Origin of the sequence: Streptococcus suis YS56, assembly GCF_000440115.1 — a bacterium.
Taxonomy (GTDB): Bacteria; Bacillota; Bacilli; order Lactobacillales; family Streptococcaceae; genus Streptococcus; species Streptococcus suis_L.
Genome location: NZ_ALMY01000010.1, coordinates 1 through 16,097 on the forward strand (window position 1 = coordinate 1; position 16,097 = coordinate 16,097).

20 protein-coding genes, 1 tRNA gene and 1 other RNA gene are annotated in these 16,097 nt (G+C 43.2%); 4 read left to right on the plus strand and 18 right to left on the minus strand.

Features of this window, described 5'->3' with window-relative positions; translation table 11 throughout:
- Nucleotides 1-179: 179 nt before the first annotated feature.
- The 3 genes from SST62_RS0101245 to SST62_RS0101255 are packed head-to-tail and all read right to left on the minus strand — an operon-like array spanning nucleotide 180 to nucleotide 1,342.
- Nucleotides 180-533 carry an ASCH domain-containing protein gene (locus SST62_RS0101245; RefSeq protein ID WP_014636733.1) on the minus strand — a complete coding sequence of 118 codons (354 nt, stop codon included), beginning with the start codon at nucleotides 531-533 and terminating at the stop codon, nucleotides 180-182.
- A 1-nt stretch (nucleotide 534) separates the two neighbouring features.
- Nucleotides 535-1,005, minus strand: coding sequence for a DUF3013 family protein (locus tag SST62_RS0101250; protein WP_024409080.1), 471 nt, complete (start codon nucleotides 1,003-1,005; stop codon nucleotides 535-537).
- A gap of 1 nt (nucleotide 1,006) precedes the next feature.
- Nucleotides 1,007-1,342 carry a MazG nucleotide pyrophosphohydrolase domain-containing protein gene (locus tag SST62_RS0101255; protein WP_029185990.1) on the minus strand — a complete coding sequence of 112 codons (336 nt, stop codon included), beginning with the start codon at nucleotides 1,340-1,342 and terminating at the stop codon, nucleotides 1,007-1,009.
- A 69-nt stretch (nucleotides 1,343-1,411) separates the two neighbouring features.
- On the opposite strand from SST62_RS0101255, the gene SST62_RS0101260 reads away from it, so the two are divergent.
- From SST62_RS0101260 to SST62_RS0101265, 3 genes are all read left to right on the plus strand, one after another.
- Nucleotides 1,412-2,695 (plus strand): replication-associated recombination protein A, encoded by a 1,284-nt coding sequence (locus SST62_RS0101260; protein ID WP_029185991.1) that lies wholly within the window; start codon nucleotides 1,412-1,414, stop codon nucleotides 2,693-2,695.
- A 71-nt stretch (nucleotides 2,696-2,766) separates the two neighbouring features.
- Nucleotides 2,767-2,960, plus strand: a non-coding RNA gene (ssrS, locus tag SST62_RS1000000111965) — 6S RNA.
- A 10-nt stretch (nucleotides 2,961-2,970) separates the two neighbouring features.
- Nucleotides 2,971-3,043 (plus strand) — tRNA-Lys (locus tag SST62_RS0101265).
- Nucleotides 3,044-3,365: 322 nt separating this feature from the next.
- Here the strand turns inward: SST62_RS0101265 and SST62_RS0101270 are convergent.
- The 14 genes from SST62_RS0101270 to SST62_RS0101335 form a co-directional block, all read right to left on the minus strand.
- Entirely contained in the window at nucleotides 3,366-4,289 is a 924-nt protein-coding gene (locus SST62_RS0101270; protein ID WP_194283578.1) for a hypothetical protein, read from the minus strand.
- A gap of 149 nt (nucleotides 4,290-4,438) precedes the next feature.
- Nucleotides 4,439-5,671, minus strand: coding sequence for a hypothetical protein (locus tag SST62_RS0101275; protein WP_153309591.1), 1,233 nt, complete (start codon nucleotides 5,669-5,671; stop codon nucleotides 4,439-4,441).
- 2 nt (nucleotides 5,672-5,673) lie between these two features.
- Nucleotides 5,674-6,576 carry an ATP-binding cassette domain-containing protein gene (locus SST62_RS01000000111370; protein WP_029185994.1) on the minus strand — a complete coding sequence of 301 codons (903 nt, stop codon included), beginning with the start codon at nucleotides 6,574-6,576 and terminating at the stop codon, nucleotides 5,674-5,676.
- A 168-nt stretch (nucleotides 6,577-6,744) separates the two neighbouring features.
- Nucleotides 6,745-7,317 (minus strand): anaerobic ribonucleoside-triphosphate reductase activating protein, encoded by a 573-nt coding sequence (gene nrdG, locus SST62_RS0101285; RefSeq protein ID WP_029185995.1) that lies wholly within the window; start codon nucleotides 7,315-7,317, stop codon nucleotides 6,745-6,747.
- Between the two features lie 15 nt (nucleotides 7,318-7,332).
- The gene (locus tag SST62_RS0101290) at nucleotides 7,333-7,824 is read right to left on the minus strand and encodes a GNAT family N-acetyltransferase (RefSeq protein ID WP_029185996.1); all 492 of its coding nucleotides are present in this window, start codon (nucleotides 7,822-7,824) and stop codon (nucleotides 7,333-7,335) included.
- Between the two features lie 21 nt (nucleotides 7,825-7,845).
- Nucleotides 7,846-7,980: a hypothetical protein gene (locus SST62_RS1000000112975; protein ID WP_014638808.1), complete on the minus strand. Its 135-nt coding sequence runs from the start codon at nucleotides 7,978-7,980 to the stop codon at nucleotides 7,846-7,848.
- A 97-nt stretch (nucleotides 7,981-8,077) separates the two neighbouring features.
- Entirely contained in the window at nucleotides 8,078-10,264 is a 2,187-nt protein-coding gene (gene nrdD / locus SST62_RS0101300; RefSeq protein WP_416332980.1) for an anaerobic ribonucleoside-triphosphate reductase, read from the minus strand.
- Between the two features lie 126 nt (nucleotides 10,265-10,390).
- Nucleotides 10,391-10,564 (minus strand): hypothetical protein, encoded by a 174-nt coding sequence (locus SST62_RS0101305; protein WP_029185998.1) that lies wholly within the window; start codon nucleotides 10,562-10,564, stop codon nucleotides 10,391-10,393.
- 33 nt (nucleotides 10,565-10,597) lie between these two features.
- Nucleotides 10,598-11,038, minus strand: coding sequence for a DUF3021 domain-containing protein (locus tag SST62_RS0101310; protein WP_029185999.1), 441 nt, complete (start codon nucleotides 11,036-11,038; stop codon nucleotides 10,598-10,600).
- Nucleotides 11,035-11,478: a LytTR family DNA-binding domain-containing protein gene (locus tag SST62_RS0101315; RefSeq protein ID WP_029186000.1), complete on the minus strand. Its 444-nt coding sequence runs from the start codon at nucleotides 11,476-11,478 to the stop codon at nucleotides 11,035-11,037. Before SST62_RS0101315 ends, SST62_RS0101310 begins: the two co-directional genes overlap by 4 nt.
- A 124-nt stretch (nucleotides 11,479-11,602) precedes the next feature.
- Nucleotides 11,603-12,268, minus strand: coding sequence for a DUF998 domain-containing protein (locus SST62_RS0101320; protein ID WP_228376832.1), 666 nt, complete (start codon nucleotides 12,266-12,268; stop codon nucleotides 11,603-11,605).
- Nucleotides 12,269-12,294: 26 nt separating this feature from the next.
- Nucleotides 12,295-12,921 carry a nitroreductase family protein gene (locus SST62_RS0101325; protein ID WP_029942442.1) on the minus strand — a complete coding sequence of 209 codons (627 nt, stop codon included), beginning with the start codon at nucleotides 12,919-12,921 and terminating at the stop codon, nucleotides 12,295-12,297.
- A 17-nt stretch (nucleotides 12,922-12,938) separates the two neighbouring features.
- A complete protein-coding gene (locus SST62_RS0101330; RefSeq protein ID WP_029186003.1) occupies nucleotides 12,939-14,282 on the minus strand; it encodes a dihydrolipoyl dehydrogenase family protein in 1,344 nt (447 codons plus the stop codon).
- Nucleotides 14,282-14,974, minus strand: coding sequence for a type 1 glutamine amidotransferase domain-containing protein (locus tag SST62_RS0101335; RefSeq protein WP_029186004.1), 693 nt, complete (start codon nucleotides 14,972-14,974; stop codon nucleotides 14,282-14,284). The genes SST62_RS0101330 and SST62_RS0101335 overlap by 1 nt, the downstream gene beginning before the upstream one ends.
- A 135-nt stretch (nucleotides 14,975-15,109) precedes the next feature.
- On the opposite strand from SST62_RS0101335, the gene SST62_RS0101340 reads away from it, so the two are divergent.
- Entirely contained in the window at nucleotides 15,110-15,547 is a 438-nt protein-coding gene (locus tag SST62_RS0101340) for a MarR family winged helix-turn-helix transcriptional regulator (RefSeq protein WP_029186005.1), read from the plus strand.
- 125 nt (nucleotides 15,548-15,672) lie between these two features.
- On the opposite strand, the gene SST62_RS0101345 is transcribed toward SST62_RS0101340, so the two are convergent.
- Nucleotides 15,673-16,068 (minus strand): hypothetical protein, encoded by a 396-nt coding sequence (locus SST62_RS0101345; RefSeq protein WP_029186006.1) that lies wholly within the window; start codon nucleotides 16,066-16,068, stop codon nucleotides 15,673-15,675.
- Nucleotides 16,069-16,097: the final 29 nt, after the last annotated feature.

Below are 16,097 nucleotides of genomic sequence, written 5' to 3' on the forward strand. Positions count from 1 at the left end.
GTAAATAGAAAAAGGTTCCAGAGTCGACAGGACTTTGGAGCCTTTTTCAATACACTTTGTTATTGGGCGGTTACCATCGTTATGGTCCTGTCAGGGCGTTGAGTTCCAGCTCAACGCCTTTTCTATTTTTATAATAGCAAAAGTTTCACCTGCAGTCAAGCAAGAGAGAAAACGGAATGTCAAATAGAATCTATTACCCTCAATTCTATACCCACTGCACCGTACTGTTCTAATTGTTCTCGTGAATAGTAAACTTCCATATCTTCTGGTTTCGCCTCTCTGATACTGCTTTGCGTATACCCACAAGATAATAGATCCAGTTCTTTGTATAACTGAGCAAAATTATCAAATATGTGAAGATCTAATACTTGCACCTCGATCGTTTGCGTCTGATTCTCTGTACAATAAAAACGGATGCGATCTCCAATTTGTATATGCTTACGCTTCTCATCGTAAAGTCGTAGCTCAATGGTCTTCTGACCAGACTTCATCATTTCAAACGGTTTTGGAGCCAGTAACATTTCATGAACCATCTCAATACCTCGGATATGGGTAGAACTCCCCCTCTACCAAGTCTGCTCTGCCTTTTTCAAAGGCCTCGCTATCCCATGCAATCGCAAATTCTTGGGCTTCTGGGTCCGCCAAAAAGTCCATGAGGTCATCTAAACCTTGGTCGGCGGTGTCCTTGAGAAAACCTGCGAAGTAGGTCAGAAACTCTGCTGAAAAGCCCTTCTTGGCATCAAATGGCAGAGCGACCAGGTAGTCTTCCTCGTCAAAGCGAGACTTGTCCTGGTTGTAGAAAAGGACATACTCCTCTAGGAAAATATCCTCCGCAGAGGCATTGCCTTCGTCGTCCACCGTTTCAATCCCAGCCGCATTTTGTGCTTCCAAGATGAAAGCCAGCTCAACTGCGTGGTTTTTCTTGTCCCAGTTGAGTTCATAATCGTAGGTAAAATGTTTATCCAGTGCCGCTTCCAGCACATCTAAAAAGCCATGTTTTGCCATCCTATTTCCTCTTTTCTATAAATTCCAATAAATTTATTTCTCGACCGTATTTGACGGAGGCCTGCTTGTCTTTCTCCAAAATGGACTTGGTTAAATCTAGTTGATTCACCGCTGCCAAGGCTACAGCATAGTGAATAACGTCAGCTAATTCTTCCGCCAAACGAGCAGAGCTGTCGTCTTCGCTATCCGTCATCTTGCGGCCTGCACGCTGATTCAGTAGCTCTGCAACTTCACCAATTTCTTCCACTAATTTCATAAAGAGACTTTGCTCTGGAACTGTCGTCCCATAGTGGTCACGCAAGTATTCTTCCAAAACACCCACCGTCAACTCCGCCATCTTCGTTTCTCTCCAAATCCTAAAATTGTAGTATAATGATTATACCATAAATGCACTGAAAGGAAGCCTATGTCAGCCAATCTCGCCCTTCGTATGCGGCCAAAATCCATTGATGAGGTCATCGGTCAGGAACACCTGGTCGGTCCTGGAAAGATTATCCGTCGCATGATTGATGCCAATATGCTGTCGTCCATGATTCTCTACGGTCCGCCGGGGATTGGCAAGACCTCGATTGCGTCCGCCATTGCTGGCACGACCAAGTATGCCTTTCGGACCTTTAATGCCACGACCGACAACCAAAAACGCCTGCAGGAAATCGCTGAAGAAGCCAAGTTTTCTGGCGGTCTGGTCCTCCTGCTCGATGAGATTCACCGCCTCAACAAGACCAAACAGGACTTCCTGCTTCCTCTTTTGGAAAATGGCAATATCATCATGATTGGAGCAACGACTGAAAATCCCTTCTTCTCGATTTTGCCTGCCATTCGTAGTCGGGTGCAGATTTTTGAATTGCAGCCTTTGCAAACCAGCCACATCCGACAGGCCTTGGAACTGGCTCTGACAGACAGCGAACGTGGTTTTGACTTCCCCGTCACCATTGAGCCTGAGGCTCTGGACTTTCTAGCCAATGCTACCAACGGTGACCTGCGTGCCGCCTATAATTCGCTAGAACTGGCTGTGCTTTCGACCAAAGAAAGCGACAACGGTAGTCGCCACATTGATCTGGATGCCGTGGAAAATAGCCTGCAAAAATCCTACATCAGCATGGACAAGAACGGCAATGCCCACTACGATATCCTCTCCGCCCTGCAAAAATCTATTCGAGGCAGCGATGTCAATGCCAGCCTCCACTACGCCGCTCGTTTGATTGAGGCGGAAGACCTGCCTAGTCTGGCTCGTCGCTTGACAGTCATTGCCTATGAAGACATCGGCTTGGCCAATCCAGAGGCACAGATTCATACGGTGACTGCCCTTGAAGCTGCCCAGAAAATCGGTTTTCCAGAAGCACGGATTTTGATTGCCAATGTGGTAGTCGATTTGGCTCTTTCTCCCAAGTCTAATTCTGCTTATCTGGCTATGGATGCAGCTCTGGCTGATTTGCGGAAAAACGGTCATCTGCCTATTCCAAATCACCTGCGGGACGGCCATTATGCTGGTAGTAAGGAGCTGGGAAATGCTATTGGCTACCAGTATCCGCATGCCTATCCTGAAAAATGGGTGGACCAGCAATACCTGCCCGACAAGTTACTGAATGCGGACTACTTCACTGCCAACGACACCGGCAAATACGAGCGTGCCTTGGGTATGACCCAAGAAAAAATCCGGCATCTAAAACAGAACAAGAAAAAAAGTTGATAACGTTTTCATTTTTTGCCGATTTTCTCTTGATTTTTTTAAAAAATGTGGTAATATTAAATCATAAATAAGAACTGCTGTGGTATACGAATTCATACCTATGTGTTGACCGACTATTTTTGTATTACTAGGGAGACAAAGATCTTTTGGCAGTATGCAGGCTGGTACACCCAGAAGCAACTAAGTCAAAAACACGTCACCCACCTGCTTCTAGCGTGCGGGATCAATACAATCTTTGAATAACCGGTACCAATACAGCATTTTTATTTTTTTATCCTTCCTTAGCTCAGCTGGCAGAGCAGCGGACTCTTAATCCGTGGGTCGTAGGTTCGATCCCTACAGGGAGGATTGGTTGATATGAGGAAAGTCTTGATTTATCAAGGCTTTTTCTCGTTTTTTGAGTGAATTTGGTCTTGTTCTACATTTTGTCAAAAAATACCAGCTATCCATGCAAAGAGGATAGCTGGTTTTTAGTGTTTGCTTTTAACTCCAACTATCTGGGAGATCGCTGGAGGTTAGAAACAGTACAGTCAAAGTACTCCCGCTAGAATAGCCTAGACGCTATATCGTCATTTAGTTTTTCTTTTATTACTTCGTTAACTCGCCTTGCCTAACTCCAGTTATGCCTGCGGCTCGTTGCCTAGTACTAAAAGTAAACTAAAAGACTATACTAGTTTGGAAAGAGGAATGACCTAACCGACAAATATTCTCTCCCTATAAGCAAAACAAGAGTCGTTATCAAAAGAATTACAAGGCTTAGCCACATATTTGTATCCGACTGTAAAATCGGCAAGGGAAACATGTGGAACAAGGGTGACCAAAAGTGTTTATTCCATATGGACAGTAGTGAAATAGCATAAATTAGAATGGTAGTCACCGTACTATCTTTCATCCACCCGATTAAATAATCTTGTAAAATATAAATCAATAAACAAGATAGAAATGGAAATAAGAGATAGGTGATAGAAAGTTCAGCCATGGACAATAATACTTGTCCTTCGGTCCTCATTTGATAGATGGGATAGGTAAACAGATTGGTCTTAGCTATGAAAATGGAGTACAGCCCAGCATACAAAAAAATTAAGGATGTCGGAAATAGATAAAACAATACGATTGTGTAGGGGAGTTCTATAAGAACTTCTCTTTTTCTCGTGACAGGAAGAATTTCCAACAAAGTATAATGAACATATTTTCTCTGAAAATAGGAGCCAGTCAATAAAGTAAAAATCAGCAGACTGCCCCCATAACCCAAAAAGATCAAGAGTTTTTCAAAGAAGGGACCATAGAGCTTATAAATTGTATAATCTTGATGACGCTTAACAAGAAATTGCACCACCATAAATTCTTGCTCTACATATTTCTTATCTGGCAAATATTCTTGATAATATTCTGGAAATAGTTGTTCATACTCCTCCAGTAATGTCAGGCGCTCTTCAAAGATTGGGACTAATTTTTCAACCGAATCATTTGAAACATATACCATATCTTCTTGGGCATAATTTTGAAAAATACGGTTGGTTTGTTCTCTTATTTCTTCCCTTCTTTCAGCAGTCAGCTCCGTGTCGCTTTTATAAATGGTCACTAAACTATCCATTACTTTGAATTGGCGATCCACTAAGTCTCGAGGACTTGGACTTGGGAAAAAAAGACTATAGCCTACAAATAGCAAAAATAAGAAGCCGATTGATAACATTGCCTTTAAAATAAAATTTTTTGAACTCAAGAAATGCCAATCTATCTTTGTTATCCCCATATTCTCCCTCTTTCCTGTCGAAACCTTTCCCTTACAAGAACACTAAGATACATCATTGTAAATAGAACTAGCGTCCAAAGAGATAGAACAATCCATCCTTTTTCAACCGAAAAATCTCCTCTATAGAAAAAATAATCTTTCACACCATGTAAGACTGGACCAAAACTAATGTAATAACTAGGGAGAAGATCTTGCCCCAAAAAGTTTATCTGCAAAAAACGCAAAAGTGGTTCTAAAAATAGGACAAGTCCACTTAGACAGATCGTCAGGGGCTTGTTGGAGAAAATCTTATTGCAAGAAGCCAAACATGTAATCAGAAAAAAATTGATTAAAAGGAAAAATAGAACTGCTTTTCCATAAAACTCCATTGAAGAAATCTGCACTTCTTCTTGCCCCACGAAGGTCAAAATGCCCAGCGTCCAATCGCCAGCTCCAAACCTGCTACTGATAGCAAAAAGAATGATGGCTAGCAAGAAGATTTCAAAACCGCTGATCAGCAACCAGTAACTAATGATTTTATCCAATAAATACTTCAAGTGACTAATCGGTTTTACTTCCAAGAGGCTCTCATGTTGCTTATCATCTAAAAAAATGGGACTTGAAAACAAAAGTGTCAGCAGGAAAAATAGGGGCAGATACAAAACCTCAGGGCCTGCGTGACCCAACCAGCGATAAAATTGCCCTCTGGCAGTAATACCAACAAGTTCATTGATTGTAACCTCCTTGGTAGAAGCTAGCATTCCTTCGAAAATGGCCACTCTTTGCCTAGCAAAATTGATGTTTAAAGTACCTCGTTTAACATCATCAAAGGCCATATTTGTTCCATAATGAAGTGCAGGAAATTGACTTTCCGTTATATTGTAGCCTCTCACCTTCTGGAGGGAGAAATATAATTTCCAGCTATTGACTGCTTCTTGTAGATAACTGACATACTGTCCCTTTGCAAAATACTCTGCCTTTTGTACCACCATACTATCTAACTGGAATTCTCTTGCATGTTTTTCTTGCAAGGACGCATCAAAGGTCGTTTTCATAAACTCCATATCTTCTTGCGCATATTCACTCTGTCTAGCTACATCTTCAGCATACTGAATCGACTGATGTTCCAAAGAGCTAAAAAGGAACAAAATCAACATTGGCAAGCAGAGAAGCATTCCGATAGCCTGCATCTTCAATAAACGATTGTTGATGATGAGCAGGAATTGTGTTTTCAAAGTCCGCACCACTAATCTCCCTCCTCCTCGGTCCCATATAATTCCTTATATATGAGATAACTACCTTTTCGACCGACCTTTATCTCTCTCACATCATCTAGGTTGCGACTTGCCCAATCCAAAAAATCAGAAAGACTTTCCCCCAGCTCATCCAGTTGAATAGTGGCTTGACATTCCTCATTATTCACACAAGTAAAGTGTGGCTTTAAGGCTAAAAATTCCTGCACTGCATTTTTAGATGAAAAGGAAAGCAATACGGTTTCCAAAGCCTGCTCCTGGGGGTGGTAGACAACTGAAAAATGACCATCCTTGATAAAGTAAATACTGTCAGCAATACTGTCTAAATTATCTAACAAGTGAGAAGCAATAAGCATGGTCTTTCCCTGGGCCCGCAAGTCTTTCAATAAACTTGAAATCATTTCTACATTGTCTGGGTCCAAACCATTCATGACTTCATCTAAGAGCATGTAGCTAGCCTGAGTCACTACTACCAAAGCAAAACACAAGCGCTGACGCATTCCCAATGAATAGGTCCCAACTTTTTTATGAATATAGGTCCCCATATTTAAGACCGTCACTATTTCTTGTGGATAAGTGACATCTACTCCCCACATGGCAGCGTAAAATTCCAAGTGCTGTAAGCCAGTTAGTTCGTCGTACAAATCTGCCTGGTCAGGCATTTTTACAATTTGTTGACGCATATATTGCTTGTCCTTTTGATAGCTCTTTCTATGATAGTTCACCTCTATCCCTGATCCAGTAATATGCCCAGAAATAATTCGAACCAAGGTTGACTTCCCTGTCCCGTTAGGTGCAACCAGACCGATGATTTTCGAGGACGGGACTTCCATATGGATATCTTTGAAAATGAGCTTTTTACCGTAAGAAAACTGGTCAATTTTCACCACTAACATAGATTGCCTCACTTTCTCAATATAATATATTTTGAATATTATTATAATCTTTTTTTTTGCAGAAAGGCAAGTAAAAAGAGGCAACTGCCTCCCTAGAACTATGCTTTTATTTACCTTAATTTTGCTACTCACTCCAAGTATCTGGGAAATAAATGAAATGAATACCCATCATTTCTCCAACCTCTCCCAAATAACTACCTTTCCTTTTTTGAGGGACCTCTGCACATCAATGATGCGTTGGTTGGACGACCCTCTGAATTGCAACATGAGATTGCGTTTGTTTTTGTCATATCGGCCGTCTACGAGTATGTCCAACCGGCTGAGCAGTTCCAGTTTGTCTGGCGTTTCCAGCATCAATTCTTCCCATGTGTAGCCTGTCCAGGACCAAATATCCTTGTCTGGCAATTCCTCCCGAACCCGCTTGACGAGTGGGAGGACCGTTCCTGTGTTCAGAAAGGGCTCGCCACCCAAGAGGGTCAGACCCTGTACATAGGGCTGGGCCAAGTCTGCTAAGATGCGGTCTTCCAGCTCCTTGGTGTAGGAAATGCCGGCCTTGAAGGACCAGGTGGCCACGTTGTAGCAACCGGGGCAGTGAAAGAGGCAGCCGCTGACATAGAGGGAGCACCGCACGCCTTCGCCGTCTACAAAATTAAAGGCCTTGTAGTCCATAATCCGTCCCTGACTGAGTTCCTCGCTCTTCCACTCACATGGTTTGGGATTGTTCCAGGTCTGTTCCGTCATAGCTACCTCCTTCTGTTAGCCAATCCAGTAACGTTCTACTCCTTCGCGGGTGTCTTCTAGGCTACCGCCACAAGCCACAATCGTGCGGCGACTGGCTTGATTTTCTGTCGAGCAGGTCACAAGGACTTTAGAAATATTTTTGGTTGCAGCTTCCTGCAATCCTAGTCGCAGTTGTTCCTTTGCATAGCCCTTGCCACGCTCGGACGGTCGAATGGAGTAACCAATGTGACCACCTTTATTGAGCAGGAAATCGTTGAGCCGTAGGCGTAGACTGAGAAAACCAAGGGCTCGACCTGTTTGGTCAAACGACACATATTGAATGGAAGGGACAAAACCGTCTGGCAGGTTTAGGCCTGCTTCATAATCTTGGTTTCGCAAAATCCAGTCTTCAAAGTCCACATCTTTGGAGATAAACCCTCCGTCCATAGCAGAGCCTGCTGCTTCAAACTCGGCCAGCATATCCAAAATCGTTTCCTTATCTGCCATAGTTGGTCTTCTTAGTTCCATACTCTCGTCTCTCAATCCATACTATTTTTTCTTATTCTTGGCTTGCTTGAGCAATTCCTGCACACGCGCCTTCTTGTCCTGTTTCACATTGGAATTCTTCTCATGATAACGTGCCACCAAGGCCTTACCCTTGTCATCTAATTGGTATTTTCCCATTGTTTTCTCCTTTTGAAAAATAGCAGAGCTATTAATTGTTTCCTTCTATTATAACAAACTTCCGTAGTTCCTCAAAACTACGGAAGCCCTCATGTCCTTACAAACTAGACCCATTCATGTGTTTGACACGGGAAATAATTTCCTTGTGGCGACCCTTAACCATGGGTCTGGCCTGCGGATTGCCTAAGTAACCACAGGTCCGCTTGACCACATCAACTGTTTTAGGGTCGCTATTGCCACAGTTTGGGCACTTGAAACCACGCTCTGTCGGCTCGAAGTCCCCCTCAAAATCACAGGCGTAGCAATGATCAATCGGAGTATTGGTCCCCAGATAGCCCACACGGTCATAGGCATAGTCCCAAACAGCCTCCAAGGCCTTTGGATTTTGTTGCAGTACAGGGTATTCACAGTAATGGATAAATCCACCGCTAGCACCTGCCTCCACATAGACCTTTTCAAAGTCCAGTTTTTCAAAGGGAGTCGGATTTTTCCGTACATCATAGTGGAAAGAGTTAGTGTAATACTGCTTGTCGGTGATGTTTTCAACCAGACCAAACTTCTCCGTATCCAACCGGCAGAAACGATCCGTCAGGCTTTCAGATGGTGTCGAATAAACTGAGAAATGATAACCATATTCATCCGACCAATCTTCAACCAAGGCTTTCATTTTCTTGATAATAGCAACCGTGAAATCTTTTGCCTCTGGGTTGGTCTCCCATTGACCACCGTAAAATACTGTTGCGACTTCATATAAACCAATGTAACCCAAAGATACGGTTGCTCGACGATTTTTAAAGACTTCATCTACTGCGTCTGTCTTAGCCAAACGTTTGCCGAATGCCCCATATTGATAGAGAATTGGAGCATTGGCTGGAGTTGCTTCCTTCACTCGTTCCACACGATAGACCAGAGCATCCTTGGCAATGGCCATGCGTTCTGCAAAGATTTCCCAGAACTTGTCCATATCTCCTGCAGACTCCATGGCAATCCGTGGCAGATTGACGGTTACGACACCTAGGTTCATACGACCAGATGTCACATCCTGCCCATTTTCATCCTGCCAGCCCTGCAAGAAAGAACGGCAACCCATTGGTACCTTGAAGGAGCCTGTCAACTCGACAATCTTGTCATAAGACAGCATATCTGGGTACATCCGCTTGGTTGCACATTCCACTGCCAGCTGCTTGATGTCGTAGTTGGGCGAATCAGGCTCCAAGTTCAAGCCCCTCTTGACTGTGAAAATCAACTTTGGAAAAATAGCTGTTCGACCTTCTCGCCCCAGACCCTTGATACGAATATTGAGAATGGCCTTTTGAATTTCCCGCTCAAACCAGGAGGTTCCGAGGCCAAAACCAAGCGAAGTAAAAGGCGTTTGCCCATTGGACGTAAAGAGGGTGTTAATCTCATACTCCAAAGACTGCATAGCGTCATAGATGTCTTTTTGCGTTTTAGCACGGGCATAATCTTCCTGCTTGTCTGGCAAAACCCAGTCTGTTGCTTCCTTCAAATGTTTCTGGTAATTGAGTTCAGCATAGGGAGCTAGCACCTCATCAATGCGGTCAGCTGAACAGCCCCCATACTGACTTGAAGCCACATTGGCAATAATCTGTGAAATCTGAGCCGTAGCTGTCTGAATCGACTTGGGACTTTCCACATCCGCATTCCCAATCTTAAAGCCCTGAGCCAACATCCCCTTGAAATCAATCAAACAACAGTTGGTCATGGGAGTATAAGGGCTGTAATCCAAGTCATGATAATGAATATCGCCTTTTTGGTGGGCATTGGCTACATGGGCAGGCAAGAGTTTGAGGCCAATGGATTTTCCAACAATCCCCGCTGTCAAATCCCGCTGGGTATTGAACACATCCGCATCTTTATTGGCATTTTCATTGACCAAGGCCTGATCCTTGCTCAGCAACTTGTGAATTTCAAAGTTAATATCAGTCGCCTGATGCCGACGGAAATCCCTCTGGGTCCGATACTGGATATAGCGTTCTGCCAACTCATACAAATGAGCCTTGAGCAACTCCTGTTCCACAATAGTCTGGATTTCATAAATCTGAATGTCGCCTGTAAAACGACGACCAATCTCTTGCAAGCTTGCCTCTAAAACCAGTTGCAGACCTGCCTCTGACACGGGGTGTTCCAATTCCTGATTGGCTCGCGAAAGAGCAGAAAAAATCTTTTGCTCATCAAAGGACACCGTCCGACCATCCCGTTTCAAGACGACTAAATTCAGTTTTTCTACATCATTTTCTCGCACCTTCATCTGACTGACCTCCATTTTTTCACTGCTACTAGTGTAACATTTCACAAATTAAAAATCAATATCTTGTGCTAAAAAATATAAAAATTAAAATTTTACACAAAATATAGATTTTATTTCTGAAAAGCAAATGAAAACAAGAGCCTATTCTGACTCTTGCTTTCTGGTCCATAAGAAGTACAAATTGATAGCACAGGCCACTAAAATCACAGTAGGCCAAAGCAAATTTAGGAAGGGAACTTTACCAACATTCACAGCAAGAATGAGGAGATTCCACACCACTCCCAAACTATAGACAATCGTCAGTATAATTTTCATAAAACACTCCAACTAAATGATAGTGCTATTATACTACAAACGACCGTTGATGTCCTTAATCTGCCGCTCCATTTTTCGATAATTTAGGAAAAATAGCAAAGCGTAGACCAAGACAAAGATAAGCCAGAAGAAGAGGAGAGAGGCAAGATTGAGCGGAAACCAACCAGCCAAAATGCCCAGCGGTGTAAAGCCTAAAGCTGTGATGCAAAAATGTGTCGCAGTCATTCGCAAAAGGCTCCAATCCTGTTCAAAAATCTTGTCTGCCAGCTGAAACAAGAGGCCGATTGCCACCCAAATCAGCACACAGATAAGCATGACGGTTACCTGATTAAAATTACTCAGGTAGTACGCCCCCATGGTTGAATGTGGGTTAACTGGCAAATAATAGCCTTCGCCAAAGAAACCCGCCATGACGATTGAAATCAAACTGCCGATTGTAACGCCTAAACTGGCTGATAAGATGTATTTTTTCATAATCCTAACCTTTCTTTGATAACTTTTAAATAACGACGAGACGAGTAGGTGACAGAGCCGTTTTTCATGACCAATTTGACCAGACCATTGGCTGTCAACTTGAGGTGGTCCAGTTGCTTGATGTGAATGATTTCCGACTGGGAAATCTGCAAAAAGTGGGCAGGCAGTTCCTCCTTAACCTGATACAAGCGTAGGTTGGAAGTAAAGGAATCTCCCACCGTTTCCACTTGTAAAACCTTATCTCCCAAGTAGAGCCTGACAATCTCATCATGCTCCAAAAGATATACCTGCTCTCCTTTTTTGACTGTCAGCCTAGATGTCTGCTTGTCTAGGTTTTGAACATAGGCCACCAACTGTGTAATCTGCTCAGACATAGTTTGAGCCTCAATGGTCACTAAGTCTTCCAAAATTTCTGGTGATATAGCTAGTTTTACTTTCATCTTCTCTCCCTTCTCTCTCTGACCCTATTAAACACCATTTCTTTATTGGTTTCAAGGGCTTTTGACTATGTGGTCGATTTCCTGCCCTAAACGGCAAAAAAGCCAGAACAGCTGTCCTGACTACTTATTTATTTAAAAATGTAAGACCGGTTATCATCTGCCAAACAGTGATAGGGTAGACCGTCAGTCGTTCATAAATCGCCATTACTACTACTTGATTTTCCGAAATAGCTGTCTGTAAAAAGCCCGCAGCGACAAAGCCACACAGTCCAAGAAGCATACTCATTGAGCGATAAGCCGGTCTTTTCTCAAACAGAAAAAGCCCTGTCAACAGCAAGGTGCTATTGCCCATCATAAATGACAGACGAGCCCCCAGTCCATGCAAGCTATCCTGACCAGGCACCCCACCTTGGAAGAAACCAACTAACAAGCTCCCCAGCCCAAATAGAGTGACAATGAATATTAAGAACATTGCCACAAGGGGATGTCTCTGCCTTATTTTGGGAAAAATAAGCAGAGCGTAGGAGAGAACAAAGCCAATCGCAGTCAGGATGAAGCCTAGATTCATGACAATGGCCCAATTCGAAAAATTCTCTGGAACGCCAGCTACCTGTTGCCCATTATATACTCCAAGAGCCGAAATAAATTGCCGACTATAAACATAACTAAGTGGGTAGCCAGTCCCAATAGCAGCAATCAATTCTGTCCCTAAGTAGATACTGGCATTGATCAGAAAACCAATCGCTCCCCATTTTTGTAGATGACTTTCTCTCACCATTTCCTTACTCAACTTTCTCTTTGTGTTTACTGACAGAATTATTTAAAGACTGTTTTCTTTTCTGCCTCTATACGAACAGAGTCGAAGCCCGGTTCTTTTGCTTTGCCAATGGAGACCATCAGTACGGGAATATAACGGTCTGGATCCAAGTCAAAGGTTGCTGCCATCTCCTCAGGGTCAAACCCTGACATAGGATTAGTATCGTAGCCGTGAGAACGGGCTACCAACATCAACTGCATAGCAGCTAGACTAGCATCCATTTTCACGACTTCTCTCATCGTGGCTGGCGACAAGGCATCATACATGTTCTTAATAGCTGGCACCTGATAATCTCGTACTTCTTGAGGCATCTTGCCTTCAGTCACAGCACGATCGTAGATAGCTTCTGTGTGTTCCTGCGGCTGCATATCTGCAAAAATTAAAACGACAGCTGAAGCAGTGTCTACTTGCTTGGTGTTAAAACGTACCATAGGACGCAACTTGGCCTTAGCAGCCTCGCTTTCCACAACTACAAACCGCCAAGGCTGTAAATTGACAGAAGATGGAGCTGTGATTGCTTTGTTCAGCATGTCGAGCATTTCTTCCTGGTCGATTGTCACCGTTTCATCATAAACTTTGACCGAACGGCGACCAAACATAATCTCATTAAAATCATTCGTTTGCATACTGATTTATCCCCCCCTTACGATAGTGCTGTTATGACATTAGAAAGTAGGGCGTAGGTCGTTGCAGGAAAGGCAAAAATCATACGATTTAAGTCTTTTGCGGTTAACTTCTGATTGACAATCAAAGTCAGCAAGTTTACCATCTCTCCTGCTTCATGTCCCAACAAAGCTGCCCCTTTCAAGGTTTTATCCTTACCAACAATCAGCGTAAAACGAGCCTCCGCTTCTAACTTCGTTTGGAATTTCAATCGTTGACCAAAGGGAACCTCGATAATCTGATATTGTTCCGGATTGGCCTCGGCTTCTGCCACAGTGACACCGACTTGTGCCAGACGCGGCAGAGTGAAAACAACGTTTGGAACTACTGGATAGTCAATCGGATCTGGACTTCCCAAAATGTGCTCTGCAATGTAGCTAGACTCAAAGCTGGCAGTCGGTGTTAAGCGAGGAATGGTTTTTGAAACCACATCTCCAGATGCGTAGATGTTGGATAGAGATGTCTGCATAAACTCATTTACCTTGATACCTGTTCGGTCAAAATCCACTCCCACAGTTTCCAAGCCAAGACCTTCTACGTTTGACACGCGGCCTGTCGCATCAATAATCGTATCTGTCTCGATTTCTAATCCTTGAGCCGTCTTGACAAGAAGGCCACTTGCAGTTTTTTCAGCGGAAGAAACAGCTTGGTTAAAATGGAACTGGACGCCATCGGCTGTCATTTTTTCAACCACAGTGGCTACCATTTTTTCAGGATAGGCTGCTAAAGCACGATCTGCAAACTCAATGATGTGAACTTCTGAGCCCAGTAGCGAAGCCATTGTCGCAAATTCTAACGCGATAATCCCAGCACCGATAAAGACCAGTCTCTCAGGCATATGGTCCATATCAAGAAAGGCACGGCTATCTTGGAACCATTCATTACCAGGAACATTGAGGCGTGCTGGACGTTGACCTGTTCCGATGACGACATAGTCTGTCGAAATTTCCTTGTCATCAACCAAGACAGTATGAGCATCTTTTAACTGTCCGTGACCTTTTAAGACGTCAATCGATAGATGGGCAAACATGCCTTCTAGCATAGGAGAGTAGGTCGGGATTTCCTCTTTTTTGTAAGCCATGAGCTTCTCCCAAGAAATCTCACCTGTTTTGGCAATCCCTGCCTTTTCATACCGAGCCAAGCCGTCCATAAATTCAAACGGACTTTCTAGCAAGAACTTAGCGTTACAACCATAGTTTGTACAGGTTCCAGCTATAATATCTTTTTCGACAATGGCAACTTTTTTACCTGCCTTGGCCAAGTCAACAGCAGCATGCCAGTTAGCATGACCAGAGCCGATAAAAGTAACATCGTATTGGTACATTATTTCTCTCCTTCTTTTGCTAATACAGAAACGACCATCTGACCCAGGGCACGAGCAGATTGAGGATTTTGACCTGTCAAGACACGACTATCTTGGCGAACTACCGGTGTAAAGGCTGTTCCAATCTCAACCTTAGCTCCTTTTTCAAGAAGAGCAGTTTCCGTTAAAAATGGTACGAAATCGGTAGTCCCGTTTAGTTCTTCTTCTTGATTGGTAAAACCAGTAATAACTTTCCCTTCAATCAAGGCCTGACCTGCCTCATCTTTAATAGGCAAGAGTCCTGCCACACCGTGACAGACTGCTGTTACAAGGCCTCCATTTTGGTAAATCTGGCTGGCCAGCTCTGCTATTTCCATTGACTCTGGAAAATCCCACATAACCCCATGACCACCTGTGTAGAAAATCACATCGTAGTCAGCCGCCTTAACCTGATCTGGTCGAAGCGTTTGACCCAGGGCACGATTGCGAAAATCAGCGTCCGTGTAGTAAGTGCGGTCCACAGCATCCATCATTGTCAGGCTATGTGGATCCAGTGGCACGTAACCACCCTTTGGACTAACAAAATCCGCCTCATATCCTGCCTTGACCAACTCATCATAAAACTGAGTCAGCTCACTAAGCCATAGGCCTGTAAGTCGCTCATGCTCACCATACTGTTGGACATTTGTTAAGACAATCAATACTTTTTTCATTTTTTCACCTTTTATTCAATCGCATGCGATTGTTTTTTGATATGTGTATAGTCTATGCTTATTCATTTGATTTGTCAAGACAAAAGAATTTTGATAAGATATTTTTATCGCAAACGATTAGAAAGACGAGAAACCATGTCCGATTATCATTATTCAAAACAGCTCTGCCATTCCTTCTACCATGTTAACAAGCTCTTTAATCAGTTTTACATGAAAAATCTCAAGGAATTTGATTTGACATATACTCAGTACCTCGTACTCGTTGTCCTTTGGGAAACATCTCCTCTATCACTCAAGGTGCTGGGTGAAAAATTGGATCTTGCCAGTAATACTTTAACGCCTCTTCTCAAACGCTTAGAAGAAAAGGGGTATATCCGCCGCATGATTCCTAAGGAAGATAAGCGACAACTCCTCATCTACCTTACCGAAGACGGTCAAAATCTCCAAGAAACCCTTGAAGACAAGCTACTTTCCTGTTTTCGTCAACTAGATGGCTTGACCATAGAAAAAAAACAAGCCTATATCCAGTCTAATCAAGAACTCATCGACAGTTTACAGAACTATTTGAACTAATCAGCCATCCACTCCTGCTTTTTTACAGAAGCGGTTTTTTTATCGCAAAAAAGCCAGAACAGCTGTCCTGACTTAGTCTGTTATATCAACATTTTTTATGCGAGGAACTAGAAACCTCTGGAGCTTTACTCTTCAAACTCATCTAACCCATCGAAGGCTCCGCTTGCCTTCAACTGCTCCAAATCTTCTAAGGACAGACTGGCATCCGACCTATCAACTGCCCGTGTGACTTCTTCATAGTAGCGACGAGCCATCTTTTCAATAAAATCACGAGGATAAGGGTAACGATTGGTCGCAACCCACTCTTCCAACCAAGTTGTCAACTCATTAAGAGGTTTGTCCTGTTGGAAGAGAAAATACTGCATGATGTCGCTAGTCTGCTCATCATCCAAACCCAGATGATACACATACCAGCTGATTGGGGCAAATTGCGGATTTTGCCTTTCTAGTTCAGCATATATATCCAAAACCAATTGCTCCAATTGAAACAGTTTCACACGCAGGTCCTGATTATGTTGCATAGCCAGTCATCTCCCATTCTTTATGTTTA